The organism is Agromyces cerinus (assembly GCF_016907835.1).
GTDB lineage: Bacteria > Actinomycetota > Actinomycetes > Actinomycetales > Microbacteriaceae > Agromyces > Agromyces nitratus.
Window position 1 is genome coordinate 2374683 of record NZ_JAFBCT010000001.1, and the last position, 21508, is coordinate 2396190.

The 21508-nt window shown below is 66.9% G+C and carries 13 protein-coding genes and 3 rRNA genes; 3 read left to right on the top strand and 13 right to left on the bottom strand.

Annotated features, from left to right (window positions below; translation table 11 throughout):
• Nucleotides 1–22: 22 nt before the first annotated feature.
• Together JOE59_RS11050 and JOE59_RS11055 are read right to left on the bottom strand one after the other, a co-directional pair.
• On the bottom strand, nt 23–1291 hold the full coding sequence (locus tag JOE59_RS11050; RefSeq protein WP_204460501.1) for a M18 family aminopeptidase: 1269 nt from the start codon (nt 1289–1291) through the stop codon (nt 23–25).
• A 52-nt stretch (nt 1292–1343) separates the two neighbouring features.
• Entirely contained in the window at nt 1344–2276 is a 933-nt protein-coding gene (locus tag JOE59_RS11055; protein WP_204460503.1) for a DnaJ domain-containing protein, read from the bottom strand.
• Nucleotides 2277–2380: 104 nt separating this feature from the next.
• Between JOE59_RS11055 and JOE59_RS11060 the strand changes: the two genes are divergently transcribed.
• A complete protein-coding gene (locus JOE59_RS11060; RefSeq protein WP_204460505.1) occupies nt 2381–2809 on the top strand; it encodes a DUF1761 domain-containing protein in 429 nt (142 codons plus the stop codon).
• A gap of 21 nt (nt 2810–2830) precedes the next feature.
• On the opposite strand, the gene JOE59_RS11065 is transcribed toward JOE59_RS11060, so the two are convergent.
• A complete protein-coding gene (locus JOE59_RS11065) occupies nt 2831–4489 on the bottom strand; it encodes a DUF7059 domain-containing protein (protein WP_204460506.1) in 1659 nt (552 codons plus the stop codon).
• Between the two features lie 37 nt (nt 4490–4526).
• Nucleotides 4527–5138 carry an RBBP9/YdeN family alpha/beta hydrolase gene (locus JOE59_RS11070; protein ID WP_204460507.1) on the bottom strand — a complete coding sequence of 204 codons (612 nt, stop codon included), beginning with the start codon at nt 5136–5138 and terminating at the stop codon, nt 4527–4529.
• 144 nt (nt 5139–5282) lie between these two features.
• Here JOE59_RS11070 and JOE59_RS11075 point away from each other — a divergent pair, with 144 nt between their 5' ends.
• Nucleotides 5283–5615 (top strand): hypothetical protein, encoded by a 333-nt coding sequence (locus JOE59_RS11075; protein WP_204460508.1) that lies wholly within the window; start codon nt 5283–5285, stop codon nt 5613–5615.
• Here JOE59_RS11075 and pnuC read toward each other — a convergent pair.
• The 9 genes from pnuC to JOE59_RS11120 all read right to left on the bottom strand — a co-directional run bounded on the left by pnuC (nt 5566) and on the right by JOE59_RS11120 (nt 17353).
• A complete protein-coding gene (gene pnuC, locus JOE59_RS11080) occupies nt 5566–6249 on the bottom strand; it encodes a nicotinamide riboside transporter PnuC (RefSeq protein ID WP_179552443.1) in 684 nt (227 codons plus the stop codon). The two genes, JOE59_RS11075 and pnuC, sit on opposite strands and share 50 nt — an antisense overlap.
• A complete protein-coding gene (locus JOE59_RS11085; RefSeq protein WP_307837036.1) occupies nt 6246–6665 on the bottom strand; it encodes a DUF3054 domain-containing protein in 420 nt (139 codons plus the stop codon). Before JOE59_RS11085 ends, pnuC begins: the two co-directional genes overlap by 4 nt.
• A gap of 54 nt (nt 6666–6719) precedes the next feature.
• Nucleotides 6720–8651 (bottom strand): thioredoxin domain-containing protein, encoded by a 1932-nt coding sequence (locus JOE59_RS11090; RefSeq protein ID WP_204460509.1) that lies wholly within the window; start codon nt 8649–8651, stop codon nt 6720–6722.
• 163 nt (nt 8652–8814) lie between these two features.
• Nucleotides 8815–8931: ribosomal RNA gene (gene rrf, locus JOE59_RS11095) — 5S ribosomal RNA — on the bottom strand.
• Nucleotides 8932–9152: 221 nt separating this feature from the next.
• Nucleotides 9153–12259, bottom strand: a 23S ribosomal RNA gene (locus JOE59_RS11100).
• Between the two features lie 468 nt (nt 12260–12727).
• A 16S ribosomal RNA gene (locus JOE59_RS11105) occupies nt 12728–14255 on the bottom strand.
• The 16S, 23S and 5S rRNA genes sit together here, the layout of an rRNA operon.
• A 570-nt stretch (nt 14256–14825) precedes the next feature.
• Nucleotides 14826–15656, bottom strand: a complete 831-nt coding sequence (locus JOE59_RS11110; RefSeq protein WP_204460510.1) for an aldo/keto reductase — start codon at nt 15654–15656, stop codon at nt 14826–14828.
• A 55-nt stretch (nt 15657–15711) separates the two neighbouring features.
• Nucleotides 15712–16494, bottom strand: coding sequence for a DUF1684 domain-containing protein (locus JOE59_RS11115; protein WP_204460511.1), 783 nt, complete (start codon nt 16492–16494; stop codon nt 15712–15714).
• Between the two features lie 46 nt (nt 16495–16540).
• The gene (locus JOE59_RS11120) at nt 16541–17353 is read right to left on the bottom strand and encodes a CPBP family intramembrane glutamic endopeptidase (RefSeq protein WP_204460513.1); all 813 of its coding nucleotides are present in this window, start codon (nt 17351–17353) and stop codon (nt 16541–16543) included.
• 79 nt (nt 17354–17432) lie between these two features.
• Here JOE59_RS11120 and hrpA point away from each other — a divergent pair, with 79 nt between their 5' ends.
• Nucleotides 17433–21488: an ATP-dependent RNA helicase HrpA gene (gene hrpA / locus JOE59_RS11125; RefSeq protein ID WP_417281913.1), complete on the top strand. Its 4056-nt coding sequence runs from the start codon at nt 17433–17435 to the stop codon at nt 21486–21488.
• Nucleotides 21489–21508: the final 20 nt, after the last annotated feature.

Genomic DNA, 21508 nt, shown 5'->3' on the forward strand with positions numbered 1-21508 from the left:
TGCGAGCCCGCGGAGCTCCGGTTCAGCCCGCGAAGAAGGCGGTCACCGCGGCGCCGAGGGCGACGAGGTCGTCGACGTGTGCGAGCTCGCGCGACGAGTGCATCGAGAGCAGCGGCACGCCGACGTCGACCGTGCGGATGCCGAGTCGGGTCGCCGAGAGCGGGCCGATGGTCGTGCCGCAGGGAATCGAGTTGTTCGAGACGAACGGCTGCGTCGCGACGCCCGCCTGCCGGCAGACCGATGCCCAGAAGCCGGTGCCCTCGGCGTCGCTCGCGTAGCGCTGGTTCGCGTTCAGCTTCAGCAGCGGGCCGCCGCCGAGCACCGGGCGATTCGCCGGGTCGTGCCGGTCGGGGTAGTTCGGGTGCACGGCATGGCCCGCGTCGGAGGAGACGATCCAGGATGCCGCGTAGGCCCGCCGCCGCTCGATGTCGCCGGCCCCGAGCCCGGCGCCGATGCGCACGAGCACGTCGTCGAGGAATGGGCCGCTCGCCCCCGAACGCGACTCGGAACCGAGCTCCTCGTGGTCGAACGCGGCGAGCACGCTGACGTGCGCGGCATCGCTCGGAGCGGCGAGCAGGGCGACGAGTCCAGCGTAGACGGAGCTCAGGTTGTCCATGCGGCCCGACGCGAACAGCGCGTCGTCGAGGCCGAACCGGGCGGGCGGCTGGGTGTCGGCGACGAGCACGTCGTGGCCGACGACCCGATCGGCCGCCACACCGGCGGAGGCCGCGAGCACGCCCATGATGTCGCCCTCGGCGCCGGCGCCCCAGATGGGCTGCATGTGCCGCTGCTTGTCGAGGGCGAGCCCCTTGTTGACCTCGCGGTCGAGGTGGATCGCGAGCTGCGGGATGCGCAGCATCGGCCCGCTGCGCACGAGGTGCGTGGCGCCGTCGTCGGTGACGACGCGCCCTGCGAGCTCGAGTTCGCGGTCGAGCCAGGAGTTCAGGAGCGGCCCCCCGTACACCTCGACGCCCGCCTGCAGCAGGCCTTCCGAGCTGGTCGTCGGGCGCGGCTTCAGCTTGAACGAGGGCGAATCGGTGTGGGCGCCGAGCACCCGGAACGGCGTCGCGGCCTCGGCGGATGCCGGTGCCACCCAGGCGATGACGGCGCCGTCGCGCACGACCACGTGGCGGCCGCCGCCGGCCGGCCACTCGTCGCGCTCGTCGAGTCGGTCGAAGCCGGCCGCCTCGAGTCGCCGGGCAACCTCGGCTGCGGCGTGGTACGACGACGGCGAGGCGCGGACGAACTCGGCGAAGTCGGCGATGTAGGCGTCGGTGCGTGATGCGGGCATCCCCCCATCCAACACCGCCTGCGCCCCGGGGTCGAGTTCGCCGCTCGGCAGGTCAGGCGAAGCGCACGACGGCCTGCAGGCGCGAACGCACCTCCATGACCTCGGTGCCGCCGAGGTGGGCCGATCCCGGCAGGCCCTCGCGCACCGCGCTCGAGAGGCGCGAGCGGCGTACGAGCGCGACCACGGCACCGCGATTCGTGCCGCCGAGTTCGAGGGACTCCTCGGCGTGCTCGTCGGGCACGACGATGACGAGGGCGGTCGGCTTCACCTTGGCGGCCCGCCCGATGGCCTTCGCACGGGCGGCGAGCGCGCGCATCGGGCGTTCGCCGTCGAGCGCCGCACCGACGAGTTCGCCGCGCTTCATGGCAACCGGTCCACCCCAGTCCTCGGACTGGATCGCGAAGAGCCCCGTGGGGCCGAGCACGAGGTGATCGAGTTTCGGCGGCAGGCCGTGGCCGGCGGCATCCGTCGCGACGTCGTGCCAGACCGTGTAGGCGATGCCGAGCGTCGAGAGCGCGCGGGCGCTCGCCTCCTCGGCGAGGGCGTCGGCGAGCACGTGGCGGATGTCGCGGGGCGCGCTCCGCACGAGCGCGGGGTCGTAGGGGTCGGCGACGGTCACGCCGCGGCCTGCCCATTCCCGGATCAGGCCGAGGTAGCGCTCGCGCGACAGCCCGCCGGGGTGGCCGTAGGTTCGTGCGAGCGGACGCGAGTCGCGGCGCGGCTTCGGTGCGGCCGGGGCCCACGCCTCGCGGCTCGGAACGGGGGCGCCGCCGCGGGCACCGCGATCGAAGAGCGCCCTCGCGTCGGGAGTGCCGACGAGCTCCCAGGCCAGTTGCACGGCATGGAAGCGCACGACATCGCCGCCCGTGTCGGGGTGGGCGCTCCGGAGCGCACGACGATAGGCGAGCCGCAGCGTCGCGTCGTCGGCATCGGACGCGACACCGAGCACCTCGTACGGTGAGGCGGAGAGCGGACTGTCGGGCATGGGCTCGCTTTCGGATGTGCGACCACGAGAATACCGCGGCGCGGCTGCACGCGGGTCTAGACTGCCGACCACAGGGGCCCGAGCGGGTCGCGGGAGAGGCTGAAATGCTGATCGACGTGAATTATTGGGCCGTGATCGTCGCGACGCTGTCGACGATGCTCGTGGGATCGATCTGGTACACGCCGAAGGTCTTCGGCAACTACTGGATGCGGGTCGCGAAGGTCGATGACTCCGGCGACCGCGGAGCGGTCGGGCCGATCCTCACGACGCTCATCGTGAGCTTCATCTCGGCATGGGTGCTCGCGATCGCGACCCAGGTCGCGTGGCAGGCGCTCGGCGGCAACTACCTGCTGATGGCGATCACGACGGGCCTCATGCTCTGGGCGGGGTTCACCGCCGCGCGCTTCATCACGCACGACGTGTTCGAGGGGCGACCGCCCGGCCTCACGATCCTGAACATCGGGCACGAGTTCGTGACCGTGGTCGTGATGGCGCTCATCATCGGCGTCTGGCCGCCCGCCGGCACCGTCTGACGCCGCGCAGCCCAGCCGGGCTCAGTCGGCGAAACGCAGCATGCCGTCGTCGACGAGCGTGCGCACCGCCGGAAGCAGATCGGCCGCGAGCGCCGTCTCGTCGACCTCGAGCAATTGGGCGAGGGCGGACACGATCGCACCGACCGAGAGATCCCCGTCGCTCGCCCCGACCAGGGCGGCGAGTCCCGTGTCGAGGCTGATCGCGCGCCCGAAGCCGCCGCCCTGCCGCAGCAGCATCGCGGTCGGGTCATCATCGCCCGGCCAGTAGTGGCGCTCCTCGGTGACGTCGCCGGCGGTCGTGAACCGGGCTGCGGCGAGCGCGGCGTCGTCGAGGGCGGCCTGGCGGTCGTGTTCGACGAGGCAGTCGGCCAGATGCGCGCCGAGTCCGGCCTCGTTCGAGCCGAGGGGGCCGTGCAGCCGTTCGAGCCGCGCGAGCCGGCCGGCACCGGCCGTCGAGTCAGCGGATGCCGCGGCATCCGCTCGTCGCAGCAGCACGTATCCGAAGCCGACGTGCGAGACCCCGCGCGCGGCGAAGTCGTCGAGCCAGGCGTCGTAGAGCCGGTCGAACTCGGCGGTGCCGGGCCTCGTTCCCCCGTCGCGGATCCACGTCTCGGCGTACTCGGTGACGTGCTGCACCTCGCGCTCGATGACCCAATGCTCGAGCGCGGCGGCCCAGTCGCCGACGCGCTCGAGTCCGTCGGAGGCGCCGCCCGCGTCGCCGTCTGGGGCCCCGCCGTCGCGATACTCCCAGTTGCCGAGCAACTGGGCGACGCCGCCGGGTTCGAGGTGGTCGTGGGCCCCGCGGATCACCGCTTCGACGAGGGCGTCACCCACCATGCCGCCGTCGCGGTAGTCGTACTCGGGCACGCCCTCGATGCGCGGGGTGATGACGAACGGCGGATTCGAGACGATGCGGTCGAACCGCTCGCCCGCAACGGGCTCGAAGAGGCTGCCGAGCCGGAGTTCGACGCCGTCGATGCCATTCAGCACGAGGTTCAGCCGCGCGATCTCGAGCGCCCGTTCGGAGATGTCGGTCGCGACGATGCGGTCGGCGAACCGGGAGGCGTGCATCGCCTGGATCCCGCAACCGGTGCCGAGGTCGAGCACGCATCGGGCGGGCGTCGGCAGCATGAGGCCCGAGAGCGTCATCGACGCGCCCCCGACGCCGAGCACGTGGTGCTCGCCGAGCGCGTGCCCGAGGGCGAGCTCGCCGAGGTCGGAGAGGATCCACCACTCGCCGTGTCCGAGCGCGTCGGTGAAGGCATAGGGACGCAGGTCGAGCCGGGCGCGAACGGATGCCTCGCCGCCCGAGACGACGGCCTCACCAGCCTCGCCGACCTCGCTCACGAGCCCGAGCTCGACGGCCCCGTCGACCCCGAGCCCGACGAGCGCCTCGCCGAGCTCGCCGCGCGGCACGGGAACGCCGAGCACGAAGAGCTCGGCGAGCGTCGCGAGACCGGCGGATGCCCCGTGCTCCCGCCTGCGGGCGTCGAGCACTCGCCGCGCGGGCACGCGCTCACCCCGGTGCAGGGCCGCTGCGGCGTCGTCTCCCCAGAGCGCCTCGAGCGCAGCGACCGTGAAGTCCGCAGCGACGAGGTCGGTGCGGAGGAGGCCCAGGAGTTCGTCGACTCGAGCGTCATCGGCGGGCGTGAGGGGCGACGGATGCGGCTCGGTGCTCATCCGACCATTCAAGCGCACCAGCGCGGCGGCGGTTCGGTCAGCGGGTCGCGAGCTCGAGCACGAGCGGGAACGGGCCGAAGCCGTCTTCGATCGTGAGGTGCCCGCCTCCCTGCACGATGACGTGCTCGGCCCCGAGCGGCTCGACGAACGCCGGCTCCGCCCCTTCGGGGCAGTACGGGTCGGTGTCGCCCGCGACCACGATCACGTGTTCCGCGGCGGCGTGCACCGGGTCGCCGCCGAGAGCGAACCCTGCGATCTGTGGGATGCCCCGGAGCACCGGGTCCGAGACCGGGGCGACGAGCAGCACACGATGCGCCGCGGCATCCGTTCGCCCCGCTGCCGCGCGCCGAGCGGCGAAGACGAGCCAGGCCGCACAGGCGAGACTGTGGCAGACGACGGTCAGCGAGGCGGGCTCGGTGCCGACCAGTTGCGCTTCGATCGCGGCGATCCAGTCGTCGAGCACCGGGTCGTCGGGGTCGGGCAGCTGCGGGTAGCGAACGGATGCCCCGCTCCCCTCGAGCTCGGCGGCGAGCCAGCGTTCCCAGTGCCCGTCGGGGCGCCGGTTCTCGTAGCCGTGCAGGATCAGGTACTCGGTCAACTCGCGCCCCTCGGGTTCGGCCGGCGTCGAGCCCCCGGCAGTGCGCACCATTCAAGCAGCCGCCCTCCGAATCGACGATGCCGACCGTCATCGATTCGTCATCTGGCGTACACGTCGGGCTACGCCCTGTAACCCGCCCGTCACACGGTGCGTTTAGCGTTGATTACGATCGAGAAGAGGCGAGGGGAGGCGCGCATGGCAGAGTCGACGACACTGGAACGGCTGCGTCAAGACGCACGCGACGAGCTCTCGGCGCTCATCGAGCTCCGATGCCGCCTCGGCGAAGACCCGTGGGTGTTCCTGCCCGACCTGCCGTCAGTCGACGAACAGGTCGTCGCGACGCTGCGTGAAGATCGCATGCACTCCGAGCGCTGGCGCAGCGTGCGCGCCCGCGCCTACCACCCCGCCGCTCGCGAGGGCGATGTTCAGAAGTTCGAGTACGAATTGCTGCGCGAGATCGCCCTCGAGCACCCCGAGCTCAGCTCGGCGGTGTGGTTGGTGCTCGACCGGGTGCCGTCGCGCTGGTGACCCGCTGCACGCGCATCCAGGTGATGAAGCCGAAGATCGTGAACAGCCCGTAGAAGACGTAGAGCAGCGCCGACGCGTAGTAGCCGGCGCTGATGAGCAGCGGTACCCCGACGATGTCGACGGCGACCCAGATCAGCCAGAACTCGGTCCATCCCTTCGCCATGCCCCAGGTGGCGAGCAGTGAGCCCATGAAGATCCACGCGTCGGCCCAGACCGGTTCGAAGGAGCCGAGGGCGCGGAAGATCGGGGTGAGCACGAGCGTGCCGCCGACGAGCGCGACCCCGAGCAGGATCCGCGCTCGCGCACTCGCCCACCTCGGCTCGACCGCCGCGTCGCTCACCTGCCGGTGCTGCGACCAGCGCACCCAGCCGTAGATCGAGACGGCGATGAACATGAGCTGCCGCCCGGCCTGCCCGAGCAGGTTCACCGGGTTCGGCGTTTCGAAGAGGGCACCCATGAAGACCGTGAAGAGCAGCGCGTTGCCGACGATGCCGACCGGCCACGCCCAGACCTTGCGCCGCAGCCCGCCGAGCGCGCTCGCAAGCCCGAACCCGTTGCCGACGATCTCGCGCCAGAGGATGACCTGGTCGCCGATCACGAGCTGAGCGTCGAAGAGCCACTCGATCGGGTTCATGCCGGATCGGTTCGCGAGGCGTCGGCGGTGCGCGCCCGGCCCGGGCGGGTCACGAGCAGCGCGATGAGTCGCCATCCGAGCAGGAACGCGGCGAGGGTCAGGGTCGCGACGATGATGAAGGCGAACTGCGTGCCCTGACCGCTGAGCGCACGCAGCAGCATGCCGCCGACGACGGTGACCGCCCACACGACGACGCCCGTCGGCCAGATCGCGAGCGGATGCCGCCACGCTCGCGCCACGATCCAGCCCACGGCGAGTGCCGCGACGAACGGCCACGCGGTGCCCGCGACGCCCGCGAGGTCGAGCCCTTCGGCATGGCTGCTCCGGCCGATCGACACGAAGACGACGACGAGCACCGCATCGACGGCCGCCGCGATCGCGATCGTGCCGGTTCGGTGGTTCGCGGGCTGCATCATGCTCTCATCGTACGGATCCCGGAGTTCCCGTGCGCACCCCGGTGCCGGCCCACCTCATTCGCGCGGCCCGAGCGAACCGAGCATCGACGGGTCCTCGACCGGCAGCCCGCAGACGAAGGCCTCGCAGCGGTAGGCGACCGGCACCCCGTTCCGCGCAGTGCGCTCCTCGAACAACGAGAATCCCGCCTCCGCGAACGCGCGCGCCTGCCGCTCGTCGACGATCACGGCGACGGAGGCCTCCTGCCCCCGAGTCGCGGCGAGGAGTGCGGGTTCGTCGGATGCCGCTCCGTCATCCGCGCTCGAGCGCTCGTGCTCGGGGACGGGCTCGGGCTCGGGCACGACCGTCACGAGTTGCACGACCGGGGCGGCGAGCCTCGCCATGAGCTCGAGCGACCCGCCGAACGCGAGCGGCCGCTCGAGCGCGATGCCCGCGACCGAGGCCATCGCGCGCTCGGCCGACGCGAGGTACGCATCCCCCGCTCCGAGCAGGTACAGCCGCCACGCGGCATCCGCACACGCCGTGAGCCCCGACGGCGCGGCGCCCTCCGCTGGGTCGTCGGGCAGTGCGAGTCCGCGCGCCCGCAGCACGGGATCTCCCCCGCCGGGCGCCGCGAACGGAAGCCGGCCCTCGCCGTCGCCCTCGTCGCTCGCGGCCGCAAGGGCCGCATCGATCAGGGCGCGCGCCGACACGGCGTAACCCGGTTCACCGGTCACTGCGGCGAGCTCGAGCAGCCCGCCGGCGAACATGCCCGTGTCTTCGAGGGTGGCGACGGCCGTCGAGGCCCGCCCGTCGAGGGAGGCACGCACCAGGTTGCCGTCCGCCCGCACATGCGTGGCCAGCAGCAGCTCCGCGCTGCGTCGCGCCGCCGTCACCGACCGGTCGTCGCGACGCACGAAGCCGTGCCGGGCGAGTGCCCCGATCGCGAGTCCGTTCCACCCGGTGAGCACCTTCTCGTCGAGCGGAGGTGGAGCGAGCCTGGTGCGCCCGTCGGCATCCTGGCGGTAGTACCCGCCCTCGCTGCGCTCGCCGTCGATCACGCTCTCGGAGTCCTGTGCGCTCGCGAAGCCGCCGTCCGGCAGCTGCAACCGGTCGATCAGGAATCTCGCGACGCCGTCGGCGATCGACACCGTGTGCTCGTCGTTCGGCCACGCCCGCCCGAGTTCGGTCGCGACGCGGAGCAGCAGCGCGTTGTCGGTGAGCATCCGCTCGTAGTGCGGCTCGCTCCAGTCCGCCTGCGTCGAGTAGCGGAAGAAACCGCCGTCGACCGGGTCGTGCAGCGGGGACGCACCCATGAGCCGCACGGTCCGCTCCGCCAGTGCCCGCCCGGGTCCACCCGCAGCGGTCAGGAAGGCGAGCACCGGGGCGATCGGGAACTTCGGCGCATTGCCGAACCCGCCGTGCACACGGTCCTCCCCAGCAGCGAGCGCTGCGACGGTCCCTGCGAGTTCGGCGGGACCGGGCAGCGCGCCTCCGGTACGAACAGCGGATGCCGCCGCCAGCGCCTCGGCCACGGCGGACGCCGTTGCGTCGAGCTCTGCTCGCCGTTCACGCCAGGCGGTGCCGACCGCGGCGAGCACGGCACTGAAGGAGGGAACCCCGCGGATCTCGCGTGGCGGGAAGTAGGTGCCGGCGTAGAACGCGTGCCCTTCCGGGGAGGCGAACACGGTGAGCGGCCAGCCCAACTCTCCAGTGAACGCGGAGGCCGCTGCCAGATAGCTCGCGTCGACGTCGGGATGTTCCTCTCGATCGACCTTGATCGCGACGAATCCGTCGTTGATCACCGCGGCGACCGCGGGGTCGCTGAAGCTCTCCCGTGCCATCACGTGGCACCAATGGCACGTGGCGTAGCCGATGGAGACCAGCACCGGCACATCCCGCTGCTTGGCGGCCTCGAAGGCTGCTTCCCCCCACGGATACCAGTCGACCGGGTTCGCCGCGTGAGCACGCAGGTAGGGGCTCATCGCATCGCCGAGTCGGCTCCCCATGCCCTCAGGATAGCGACGCGACCCGACGACTCATCGGAAACACGAACGGCCGCCCCTTGGGCGGCCGTTTCTCGACTGCATCGTGCATGCGTGCTCGTGTGTGGTGTGTGGGTGTTAAACCGAAGAGAGCCGCCCAACCTTGGGCGGCTCTCTTCGAAATTATGTCCGGCGGTGTCCTACTCTCCCACAGGGTCCCCCCTGCAGTACCATCGGCGCTGCGAGTCTTAGCTTCCGGGTTCGGAATGTGTCCGGGCGTTTCCCTCGCGCTATGGCCGCCGAAACTCTTGCCACACCTCGCCCGCCAACAGGGTTGGGGTGGGTGTGTGGTCTCGGTGACCGCACCATCCTGCACCCGCGTGCGGGTGTGGTGGTGCGGGTTCAACAATGTTGAGTTATGTGTTGGGTTTCCGTCTGAAGGGAACCACAGAGTGGACGCGAGCGTATCTTTGGCCACTCACACGGCCTTTTCATGAACATGTTCAAACGTGTGTGAGTGTAGTGATTATCAAGTTATCGGCTTATTAGTACCGGTCAGCTCCGACAGTCGTTAGTCCTGTCTTCCACATCCGGCCTATCAACCCAGTCGTCTGGCTGGGAGCCTCTCACCCCGAAGGGTATGGAAATCTCATCTCGAGGCCGGCTTCCCGCTTAGATGCTTTCAGCGGTTATCCATCCCGAACGTAGCTAACCAGCGGTGCTCCTGGCGGAACAACTGGCACACCAGAGGTTCGTCCAACCCGGTCCTCTCGTACTAGGGTCAGATCCTCTCAAATTTCCTACGCGCGCAGCGGATAGGGACCGAACTGTCTCACGACGTTCTAAACCCAGCTCGCGTACCGCTTTAATGGGCGAACAGCCCAACCCTTGGGACCTACTCCAGCCCCAGGATGCGACGAGCCGACATCGAGGTGCCAAACCATGCCGTCGATATGGACTCTTGGGCAAGATCAGCCTGTTATCCCCGAGGTACCTTTTATCCGTTGAGCGACAGCGCTTCCACAAGCCACTGCCGGATCACTAGTCCCGACTTTCGTCCCTGCTCGACCTGTCAGTCTCACAGTCAAGCTCCCTTGTGCACTTACACTCGCCACCTGATTGCCAACCAGGTTGAGGGAACCTTTGGGCGCCTCCGTTACTTTTTGGGAGGCAACCGCCCCAGTTAAACTACCCACCAGGCACTGTCCCTGAACCGGATCACGGTTCGAAGTTAGATATCCAGAGTGACCAGAGTGGTATTTCAACAATGACTCCACCGACACTAGCGTGCCAGCTTCAAAGTCTCCCACCTATCCTACACAAGCCACACCGAACACCAATACCAAGCTGTAGTAAAGGTCACGGGGTCTTTCCGTCCTGCTGCGCGTAACGAGCATCTTTACTCGTAATGCAATTTCGCCGAGTTCGCGGTTGAGACAGCTGGGAAGTCGTTACGCCATTCGTGCAGGTCGGAACTTACCCGACAAGGAATTTCGCTACCTTAGGATGGTTATAGTTACCACCGCCGTTTACTGGGGCTTAAATTCTCAGCTTCGCCTTGCGGCTAACCGGTCCTCTTAACCTTCCAGCACCGGGCAGGCGTCAGTCCGTATACATCGTCTTGCGACTTAGCACGGACCTGTGTTTTTAGTAAACAGTCGCTTCCCACTGGTCTCTGCGGCCCTGCAGCGCTTCCTGGAGCAAGTCCATTCACGCCTTAGGCCCCCCTTCTCCCGAAGTTACGGGGGCATTTTGCCGAGTTCCTTAACCACGATTCTCTCGATCTCCTTAGTATTCTCTACCTGACCACCTGAGTCGGTTTGGGGTACGGGCGGCTGGAACCTCGCGTCGATGCTTTTCTTGGCAGCATAGGATCACCCACTTTTTATCCGCATCGCGTCTCAGCCATCATGAGCGACGGATTTGCCTATCGCTCGGCCTACACGCTTGCCCCGGGTCAACCATCGCCCGGGTTGGGCTACCTTCCTGCGTCACACCTGTTAATACGCTCACTCCACCAGATGGGGTCGCATGCCGCCTCACGATCGTCCCCGAAGGGATCCACGCGTCTTGGGATGCTTAGCACTCCTGATTTCATGTGGGCGGTTCTTCGCCGGTACGGGAATATCAACCCGTTGTCCATCGACTACGCCTGTCGGCCTCGCCTTAGGTCCCGACTTACCCAGGGCAGATTAGCTTGACCCTGGAACCCTTGGTCTTCCGGAGGACGGGTTTCTCACCCGTCTTTCGCTACTCATGCCTGCATTCTCACTCGTGTGGCCTCCACGGCTGGTTCACACCGCCGCTTCACTGCCCACACGACGCTCTCCTACCCATCAACACGGCTGGACCACGAAGGCCTACCATCAATGTCAATGCCACAACTTCGGTGGCGTGCTTGAGCCCCGTTACATTGTCGGCGCGGAATCACTTGACCAGTGAGCTATTACGCACTCTTTCAAGGGTGGCTGCTTCTAAGCCAACCTCCTGGTTGTCTGTGCAACTCCACATCCTTTCCCACTTAGCACGCGCTTAGGGACCTTAGTTGGTGGTCTGGGTTGTTTCCCTCTCGACGATGAAGCTTATCCCCCACCGTCTCACTGCTGCGCTCTCACTTACCGGCATTCGGAGTTTGGCTGACGTCAGTAACCTTTTGGGGCCCATCGGCCATCCAGTAGCTCTACCTCCGGCAAGAAACACGCAACGCTGCACCTAAATGCATTTCGGAGAGAACCAGCTATCACGAAGTTTGATTGGCCTTTCACCCCTATCCACAGCTCATCCCCTCCATTTTCAACTGAAGTGGGTTCGGTCCTCCACGACGTCTTACCGTCGCTTCAACCTGGCCATGGATAGATCACTTCGCTTCGGGTCTAGGACATGCGACTGAATCGCCCTATTCAGACTCGCTTTCGCTACGGCTGCCCCTCACGGGTTAACCTCGCCACATATCACTAACTCGCAGGCTCATTCTTCAAAAGGCACGCTGTCACCCCTACAAGGAGGCTCCAACGGTTTGTAAGCAAACGGTTTCAGGTACTATTTCACTCCCCTCCCGGGGTACTTTTCACCTTTCCCTCACGGTACTTGTCCGCTATCGGTCATCTGGGAGTATTTAGGCTTATCAGGTGGTCCTGACAGATTCACGCGGGATTTCTCGGGCCCCGCGCTACTTGGGATACCTCTCCGGGCCGCCAGGCATTTCGACTACGGGACTCACACCCACTCCGGTCCGGCTTTCAATCCGGTTCGTCTATACCTGACGCGTCACCGTGACTGCACGGCAGTACAGTCCGAAAGGTCCCACAACCCCGACCATGCAACCCCTGCCGGGTATCACACATGGCTCGGTTTAGCCTCTTCCGCGTTCGCTCGCCACTACTAACGGAATCACGGTTGTTTTCTCTTCCTGTGGGTACTGAGATGTTTCACTTCCCCACGTTCCCTCTACCCGCCCTATATATTCAGGCGGGAGTCACCAGGTCACCCAAAGGGCCTGGCGGGGTTTCCCCATTCGGAAATCCTCGGATCACAGCTCGTTTATCAGCTCCCCGAGGCTTATCGCAGATTACGACGTCCTTCTTCGGCTCCAGATGCCAAGGCATCCACCGTTTGCTCTTAAAAACTTGAAAATCACATGAGATCGAATCGTGCAACACCACCCGAGGGCGATGCTGCGAAATTGACCAGTGAATACGCCAACAAGATCACCCGAAGGCGACCCCTTGGCGACTCACCTATTGTGAAACAGGACCGAAGTCCCGTTTCTAAGATGCTCGCGTCCACTATGTAGTTCTCAACAGACGGCCAGAACCCCCACACCCACCGAATCAAAACCCATCGGCTTCGTGAAGGTCTGTAAGAAACCATCACCCCCACGCCGAAGCGCGGGAAGTTGTCCGGCCCCTCAGGACCCAACAGCGTGCATGCACCCGACCGGCCGGCCCCCACCGTTCCAACCACTCCCCAAAGGAAGCGGCGTACTAGGTCTGAACCATTCAGACGAGCACCTATGTCAATGTTCCACCCATGAGCTGCCAGCAGACACGTTCGGTCTGATCTGGCATGCCTGGACCACCAAAGTGGCCAGTGCTCCTTAGAAAGGAGGTGATCCAGCCGCACCTTCCGGTACGGCTACCTTGTTACGACTTAGTCCTAATCACCGATCCCACCTTCGACGGCTCCCTCCACAAGGGTTAGGCCACCGGCTTCGGGTGTTACCGACTTTCATGACTTGACGGGCGGTGTGTACAAGGCCCGGGAACGTATTCACCGCAGCGTTGCTGATCTGCGATTACTAGCGACTCCGACTTCATGAGGTCGAGTTGCAGACCTCAATCCGAACTGAGACCGGCTTTTTGGGATTCGCTCCGCCTTACGACATCGCAGCCCTTTGTACCGGCCATTGTAGCATGCGTGAAGCCCAAGACATAAGGGGCATGATGATTTGACGTCATCCCCACCTTCCTCCGAGTTGACCCCGGCAGTCTCATATGAGTTCCCACCATTACGTGCTGGCAACATACGACGAGGGTTGCGCTCGTTGCGGGACTTAACCCAACATCTCACGACACGAGCTGACGACAACCATGCACCACCTGTATACGAGTGTCCAAAGAGTTCCACATTTCTGCGGCGTTCTCGTATATGTCAAGCCTTGGTAAGGTTCTTCGCGTTGCATCGAATTAATCCGCATGCTCCGCCGCTTGTGCGGGCCCCCGTCAATTCCTTTGAGTTTTAGCCTTGCGGCCGTACTCCCCAGGCGGGGCGCTTAATGCGTTAGCTACGACACGGAAACCGTGGAATGGTCCCCACATCTAGCGCCCAACGTTTACGGCGTGGACTACCAGGGTATCTAATCCTGTTCGCTCCCCACGCTTTCGCTCCTCAGCGTCAGTTACGGCCCAGAGATCTGCCTTCGCCATCGGTGTTCCTCCTGATATCTGCGCATTCCACCGCTACACCAGGAATTCCAATCTCCCCTACCGCACTCCAGTCTGCCCGTACCCACTGCAGGCCCGAGGTTGAGCCTCGGGATTTCACAGCAGACGTGACAAACCGCCTACGAGCTCTTTACGCCCAATAATTCCGGACAACGCTCGCACCCTACGTATTACCGCGGCTGCTGGCACGTAGTTAGCCGGTGCTTTTTCTGCAGGTACCGTCAAGCCGAAGCCCTTCTTCCCTACTAAAAGAGGTTTACAACCCGAAGGCCGTCATCCCTCACGCGGCGTTGCTGCATCAGGCTTTCGCCCATTGTGCAATATTCCCCACTGCTGCCTCCCGTAGGAGTCTGGGCCGTGTCTCAGTCCCAGTGTGGCCGGTCACCCTCTCAGGCCGGCTACCCGTCGACGCCTTGGTGAGCCATTACCTCACCAACAAGCTGATAGGCCGCGAGTCCATCCCAGACCGAAAAAACTTTCCACCCAAAACCATGCGGTTCCAGGTCCTATCCGGTATTAGCTCCGATTTCTCGGGGTTATCCCAGAGTCCAGGGCAGGTTACTCACGTGTTACTCACCCGTTCGCCACTAATCCCCCAGAGCAAGCTCCAGGTTCATCGTTCGACTTGCATGTGTTAAGCACGCCGCCAGCGTTCGTCCTGAGCCAGGATCAAACTCTCCAAAAAAAATGGTTCCAACACTCCGAAGAGCATTGAGAGTTTCAATCTCTGACTGAAAGAACAATCAAACTGACTGTCCATCAATCCAAAGGAATCCTCCCCAGCCCCAAAGGACTGGTCGGGGTTCAATAATTTGGCATTGAACATAGTGCACGCTGTTGAGTTCTCAAGGAACGGACGCACCCGAGTTTCGGTCTCTTGACCTGCCCTCAGGGCAACCTACCTACCGTACCACTTCATTTGCCGGACTCGATCGCTCGATGTCACTCAGCCACTCGGATCTGAAGATCGCTCGGACTGAAACAGCAGTTGTTCACACAACAAGAACACGACCCGAAGATCATGTTCGTTCTGAAGTGGGGGTTTCATCTTAGGCTTGAAATCACCGAGTCGCAATGCGACTACGAGGCTATTTGGCTAAGAATCTCGCCGTCTCGGCCGGGAAGCCCTGATCTCTCAGCCGCTTCCCGCACCGCCGTGGCGATGAGTAAGAATTTACGCGGATCCCCGCACCCGGACAAATCCGGAGCGCATCCCGGGCGTGTCGCGCCGAAGTACGGGGATCCGAGGCATCCGTCAGTCGACGTCGTCGGGGTGTGAACCGACCCGGCCCTCGCGCTCGAGCGCGGTGATCGCCTGCACCTCCGCGTCGCTCAGCTCGAAGTCGAAGACGTCGAAATTCTCGGCCATGCGCTCGCGCCGGTTCGACTTCGGGAAGACGATGTGGCCGCGCTGCAGATGCCAGCGGATGACGACCTGCGCCGGCGTCTTGCCATGCGTCTCGGCGGCGTCCGCGACCTCTGGCACCTCGAAGAGCGGGTACTTGCCCTGGCCGAGCGGGCCCCAGGCCTCGATCGCGATGCCGTGCTGCTCGGCGAACGCAGCGGTGGCCGGCTGCTGATGGGCGGGGTGCAGCTCGATCTGGTCGACGGCCGGCACGACATCGGTCTCGGCGAGCAGCCGCTCGAGGTGCGGCACGAGGAAGTTCGAGACGCCGATCGATCGCGCACGCCCGCTCACGCGGATCTGCTCGAGCGCCTTCCACGCCTCGACGTACCGGTCGCCCTTCGGCGACGGCCAGTGGATCAGGTAGAGGTCGACGTAGTCGAGACCCAGCCGATCGAGGCTCGCGTCGAACGCGTCGAACGTCGACTGCGTGCCGTGGTCGGTGTTCCAGAGCTTCGTGGTGATGAAGAGCTCTTCACGCGCGATGCCGGATTCGGCGAGCGCGGTGCCGACCCCCTCCTCGTTGCCGTAGATGCGCGCGGTGTCGATGTGGCGGTAGCCCACTTCGAGCGCACCGCTGACGATGCGCACCGTCTCGTCGGGGTCGACCTTGAAGACGCCGAAGCCGAGCTGCGGGATCGAGTGGCCGTCGTTGAGCTGGATGCGTGGAACAGAAGTCATGCTTCATCCCACCACGGGTGCACCGGCCGTCGACAGTGCGGTTCGCTGCCCGCGATCAGGCGGCGTCGGCCTCGGCATCGACGTGCGCGTCGACCTCGGGCAGCGGATGCCGCGTGGCGAGCCGCTCCCCCGCACGAAGCGCGACCGGCCAGCGGTTGCCGAGCGGCGGCAGCGGGCAGACATACTCGTCGGAGAACGCGCACGGCGGCAGGTACGCGCGGTTGAAGTCGACGGCCACCGTGCCGTCGGCCGCAGGTTCGGGCACCCGGAGGAACCGGAAGCGGTAGCTCTCGCCGCCGCTCGTGGCATCGGCGAACACCGCCGAGAGGCCGTGATCGTCGCGCGTGACGGTGAGGGCGACGGGTACGCCGTCGATCTCGAGCTCGATCGCGCCGCCGAGGCGATCGTTCGACTCGTGACCGTCGACGGAGGTCACGTCGAGGGTCGCGCCGTCGCCTGCCGGGGTGAATCTGCCGGTCACGACGCGTTCCCACGAGGGCGGGTAGGCCTCGATGCCGACGAGCGAGGTGCGGCTCGGGGCATCCGGATCGATGACGCGCAGCGCGAGTGCGCCGTCGCGCTCGAAGGCGCGCAGCCGCACACCGTCGAGGTCGAGCTCCTCGCCCGGCGCGAGCCGCACCGCAGCGCCGTTCGGCAGCGCGCCGACGACGTTCGCGGATTCGGCGTGCCACCGACCCGGCGCACCGGTGAACTCGGCCGGCTCCGTCGTGAGCCAGTGGGTGTGAAGCAGCGCCGCCGTGCCGTGCGGCGCGGAGACCGCCCTCCAACGCGACTGCTGCCACTCGCGGAACGCGGCCTCGAACTCGTGCTCACCCATGCCGACACCGTAACCGGCCGAGCGAGCCGGATCGAATCGCGGGGCCTCAGGAGGCCAGCGCCGAGTCGGGCAGGAACAGCAGCACGAGCGCCGGCGCACTCGTCATGACATTGACGAGCAGGTGGGCGACGATGATCGGCATCAGCCGCCGCTGGGAGTGCACGATGATGCCCGAACCGAGTCCCCACACGAAGAACGCCGCGAGGTAGACGAGCACGGCATCGGCGGTCGCCGCGTAGAAGACGTGCTGCAGGGCGAAGATCGCCGACGGGACGACGATCGCCCAGAAGGTCGGCCACCTCCGCTCGAGGCCCCACTGCGAATAGCCGCGGTAGATCAGCTCCTCAGCCGGTGCGTTCAGCGGAGCGAACGTGACGACGGAGACGACCGCGAGCACCGTGAGCCAGACGCGGTTCAGCGGCGGGGCGGCATCCGCGTCGTAGAAGACCGTCTCGAAGTGCTCGAGCGCGGCGCCGCCGTGGAGGGCGAACATCACGCCGAAGACCGCGAGGATGAAGGGGAGCCACAGCACCGCGAGCCAGAGCAGGCCCCACAGCACGTCGCGGCCGAGTCGTCGCCACGAGAAGTCGATGAGATCCCGCGCGCGCTGCCCCGAGCGGTGCAGTGCCCGGCGCACGAGCACGATCGACAGCACGTTCACCGGCAGCATCGTCGCCGCGGCGAACAGCATTCCCGGCGGGAACGGTCCGGGCTCGGCTGTCAGCGCAAGGGCGATCCAGGTGCCGAGCGCCGCGAGTCCGACGAGCGCGACCCTCAGGAACGGCAGTCCGACGAGGGCCGCGACGCCGGGAACGCGCGACGCGACCGTGCTCGCAGCCGTCTCGACCTCGGTCGACATGAGGGAGTTCTACCACGACCCCGCTCGCGCCGCATGTGGATACGGCAGGGCTCAGACGTGCCTGACCTCGGTCGACCGCATACGATGGAGGGCTGTGCTTGCCGCGATCACCTACCCCGCCGAGCTGCCCGTCTCCCGGCAGCGTGAGGAGATCGCGCGCGCCATCCGCGAGAACCAGGTCGTCATCGTGGCCGGCGCGACCGGCTCCGGCAAGACCACGCAGCTGCCGAAGATCTGCCTCGAACTCGGCCGCGAGTCGATCGGCCACACCCAGCCGAGGCGGCTCGCCGCCCGCACGATCGCCGAGCGCATCGCCGAGGAGCTCGGCGAAGAGGTCGGCGGGGTCGTCGGCTACCAGGTGCGGTTCACCGACAAGGCCAGCGCCTCGACGCGCATCAAGCTGATGACCGACGGCATCCTGCTGAACGAGATGCACCACGACCGGATGCTGCGCCGGTACGACACGATCATCATCGACGAGGCGCACGAGCGCAGCCTCAACATCGACTTCCTGCTCGGCTACCTCAAGCAGTTGCTGCCGAAGCGCCCCGACCTGAAGGTCATCGTGACGAGCGCGACGATCGACCCCGAGAGCTTCGCCAGGCACTTCGCGGATGCATCCGGCGAGCCGGCGCCGATCATCGAGGTGTCGGGTCGCACCTACCCGGTCGAGATCCGCTACCGGCCGCTCGTGGCGGAGGACTCGGCGACGGATGATCCGGACGATGATCCGGTTCCGACCGGCTCGGTTTCGACCGGCTCGGTTTCGACAGGCTCAACCCGCAGGGGCTCGGCGGACTCACCCCGCAAGGCCGACGACAAGGACTACCTGCAGGGCATCATCGAAGCCCTCGACGAACTCGACCGGGAGTCGCGCGGCGACGTGCTGGTCTTCCTCTCGGGCGAGAACGAGATCCGCGACGCCGAGGAGGCCGTGCGCGGGCACTACTCCGGCCGCGGGGCATCCGTCACCGAGGTGCTGCCGCTCTACGGACGCCTGTCGGCGGCCGACCAGCACCGCGTGTTCCAGCCCTCGACCGTCGCCGGTGTGCGGCGCCGCGTCGTGCTCGCGACGAACGTCGCCGAGACGAGCCTCACGGTGCCCGGCATCAAGTACGTGATCGACGCCGGCACCGCGCGCATCAGCCGCTACTCGGTGCGCTCGAAGGTGCAGCGACTGCCGATCGAGGCGATCTCGCAGGCATCGGCGAACCAGCGCTCCGGCCGGTCGGGTCGCACGAGCGACGGCATCGCGATCCGCCTGTACTCCGAAGAGGACTTCGCACGGCGTCCGGAGTTCACCGAGCCCGAGGTGCTGCGCACGAACCTCGCGGCGGTCATCCTGCAGATGATCTCGCTCGGCCTCGGCGACATCGAGGCGTTCCCGTTCCTGACGCCGCCGGACGCACGCGGCGTGAAAGACGGCGTCGAGCTGCTGCGCGAACTCGGTGCCGTCGAAGCCGGTTCGGGTGCAGCGGCCGGCAACCGCCTCACGAAGGTCGGCCGCGCTCTCGCGAAACTCCCGATCGAGCCCCGATTCGGCCGCATGGTCGTGGAGTCGAAGCAACACGGCGTGAGCCGCGAGGTGCTCGCGATCGTCGCCGGCCTCACGATCCAGGACCCGCGCGAACGCCCCCTCGAACGGCGCCAGCAGGCCGACGAGCAGCACGCCCGCTTCGCCGACCCCACGAGCGACTTCATCACCCTCCTGAACCTCTGGAACCACCTCGAGACGCAGCAGCGCGAGCTCGGTTCGAGCGCATTCCGGCGCATGTGCAAGAACGAGTTCCTGAACTACCTGCGCGTGCGCGAGTGGAACGACGTGTACCGCCAGCTCCGCCAGATGGCGCGGCCGCTCGGACTCGAGATCGACGACAAGACCCCCGGCGGCGGCACGGCTCCCGACGCCGACCTCATCCACAAGTCGCTGCTCGCCGGCCTCCTCAGCCACATCGGCCTGAAGGACTCCCCCGCGAGCACGACCCAGTCGGGCGCCCGCGGCGGCGCGGCATCCGGAGGGCGCAAGCCCAAGGGCGAGTACCTCGGCGCCCGGCAGTCGCGCTTCCTGATCTTCCCGGGCTCCGCGCTCGCGAAGAAGCAGCCCGACGCGATCATGAGCGCCGAGCTCGTCGAGACGAGCCGGCTCTTCGCCCGCATGAACGCGGCGATCGACCCGGCGTGGGCGGAGCCGCTCGCCGGCTCGCTCCTCAAGCGCAGCTACAGCGAGCCGCACTGGGAGAAGCGGCAGGGCTCGGCCGTCGCCTACGAGAAGGTCACCCTCTACGGGGTGCCGATCATCGCCCGCCGGCGCATCCAGCTCTCCCGCGTCGACCAGGCGTACGCCCGCGAACTCTTCATCAGGCACGCGCTCGTCGAGGGCGACTGGCCGAACGACATCCGCCGCGACCGGCTCTTCGACTTCGACCGGAAGAACCGCAAGCTGCGCGCCGAGCTCGAGGCCGTCGAGGAGCGCAGCCGTCGCCGCGACATCCTCTTCGACGACGAGGCGGTCTACGAGTTCTACGACTCGCGCATCCCCGCCGACGTCACCTCGACCCGTCTCTTCGAGACCTGGTGGCGCACCGCGAAGCAGGAGTCGCCCGAGCTGCTGACGATGACGGCCGAGTCGCTCGCCCCCGACGACGCGCCCGCGATCGACGAGGACGCGTTCCCGCCGAACTGGCGGCAGGACGACCAGACGCTCGCGCTGCGATATCGCTTCGAGCCCGGCGCATCCGACGACGGCGTCACCGTGCAGGTGCCCCTCGTGCTCCTCGCGAGGCTCCGCCCCGAGGGGTTCGACCGTCAGGTGCCCGGCCTCCGCACCGAACTCGTCACCGCGATGATCAAGGCGCTGCCGAAGGTGATCCGCCGCAACGTCGTACCGGCGAACGACTGGGCCGCGAAGATCGTCGCCGAGCTCGGCGAAGCGGATGCCCCGGCGGGCATGTCGTTCGCCGATGAGGTCGCCGCCGTGATCAAGCGCCTGACGCACACTCCCGTGACGGGCGCCGACTTCGCGATGGACCGGATTCCGCCGCACCTGCAGATGTCGTTCCGGGTCGTCGACGGCCGCGGCAAGCAGCTCGCCGTCGGCAAGGACCTGCGGGCACTCCAGGCGCAGCTCGCCGACCGAGCCCGCGACGCCGTGGCCGACACCTTCGCGGCACCCGCCCGCGGCGAGCGCGGACCACGAGGGCCGCGCCAGGTCGACGGGCCGGTCACCCCCGGTTCGATCGCCGCCGCAGGAGAGGCACCGGGCGCCGGCATCGAGCGCACCGGCCTCACGAGCTGGGACTTCGCCGAGCTCCCCCGCTTCGTCGACACCACGGTCGGCGGCAACCGGGTACGTGCCTACCCCGCGCTCATCGACGACGGCGCCGCCGTGAACATCAGACTGCTCGCGACTCCCGAGGAACAGGCGCGGGCGATGCCCGGCGGCATCCGTCGTCTGCTCATGCTCGCGACGCCGTCGCCGGTCAACTACGTGCAGCAGCACCTCACGGGCAACGAGAAGCTCGTCCTCGCGACGAGCCCGTACCCGAGTACCACCGCGCTCTTCGCCGACTGCCTCGTGGCCTGCGTCAACGACGTGCTCTACCGAGTCAAGGACGACGGCATGCTCTTCACGAAGCTCGAGTTCGACACCGTGCGCGACCGCGTCTCGGGCGTCGTCATGGACACGATGTTCGAGACCGTCGGCCTCGTCGCCCGCACGCTCACGGCGCTCCGCACCGCTGAGAAGACCGTGAATTCGGCGACGAGCATGGCGCTGCTGCCGGCCCTCAGCGATGCCAAGGAGCAGCTCGCCGGTCTCGTCTTCCCCGGCTTCGTCTCGCGCACCGGCCTCGAGCGCCTGCGACACGTGCCCCGATACCTCGAGGGCGTCACGATGCGCGTCGGCAAGCTCGTCGACAACCCCGGCCGCGACCGGGTGTGGATGAACGAGGTGCAGACGGCGCTCACCCGCTTCGCCGACGCGGGCGGCACGATTCCGCTGGCACCGGATGCCCCGGCGAACGTCGTGCGCGCGCGCTGGCTCATCGAGGAGCTGCGCATCAGCCTCTTCGCGCAGGAGCTCCGTGCGGCCGAGAGCGTGTCGCTCCAGCGCATCACGAAACTGCTGCAGGGCTGAGCCGCGTCGATCGAGCAGCC

Bases quoted from the DNA above. Each gene is read 5' to 3' on its own strand.
- JOE59_RS11050 (WP_204460501.1), bottom strand. From the start codon at position 1,291: ATGCCCGCATCACGCACCGACGCCTACATCGCCGACTTCGCCGAGTTC.
- JOE59_RS11055 (WP_204460503.1), bottom strand. From the start codon at position 2,276: ATGCCCGACAGTCCGCTCTCCGCCTCACCGTACGAGGTGCTCGGTGTC.
- JOE59_RS11060 (WP_204460505.1), top strand. From the start codon at position 2,381: ATGCTGATCGACGTGAATTATTGGGCCGTGATCGTCGCGACGCTGTCG.
- JOE59_RS11065 (WP_204460506.1), bottom strand. From the start codon at position 4,489: ATGAGCACCGAGCCGCATCCGTCGCCCCTCACGCCCGCCGATGACGCT.
- JOE59_RS11070 (WP_204460507.1), bottom strand. From the start codon at position 5,138: ATGGTGCGCACTGCCGGGGGCTCGACGCCGGCCGAACCCGAGGGGCGC.
- JOE59_RS11075 (WP_204460508.1), top strand. From the start codon at position 5,283: ATGGCAGAGTCGACGACACTGGAACGGCTGCGTCAAGACGCACGCGAC.
- pnuC (WP_179552443.1), bottom strand. From the start codon at position 6,249: ATGAACCCGATCGAGTGGCTCTTCGACGCTCAGCTCGTGATCGGCGAC.
- JOE59_RS11085 (WP_307837036.1), bottom strand. From the start codon at position 6,665: ATGATGCAGCCCGCGAACCACCGAACCGGCACGATCGCGATCGCGGCG.
- JOE59_RS11090 (WP_204460509.1), bottom strand. From the start codon at position 8,651: ATGGGGAGCCGACTCGGCGATGCGATGAGCCCCTACCTGCGTGCTCAC.
- JOE59_RS11110 (WP_204460510.1), bottom strand. From the start codon at position 15,656: ATGACTTCTGTTCCACGCATCCAGCTCAACGACGGCCACTCGATCCCG.
- JOE59_RS11115 (WP_204460511.1), bottom strand. From the start codon at position 16,494: ATGGGTGAGCACGAGTTCGAGGCCGCGTTCCGCGAGTGGCAGCAGTCG.
- JOE59_RS11120 (WP_204460513.1), bottom strand. From the start codon at position 17,353: ATGTCGACCGAGGTCGAGACGGCTGCGAGCACGGTCGCGTCGCGCGTT.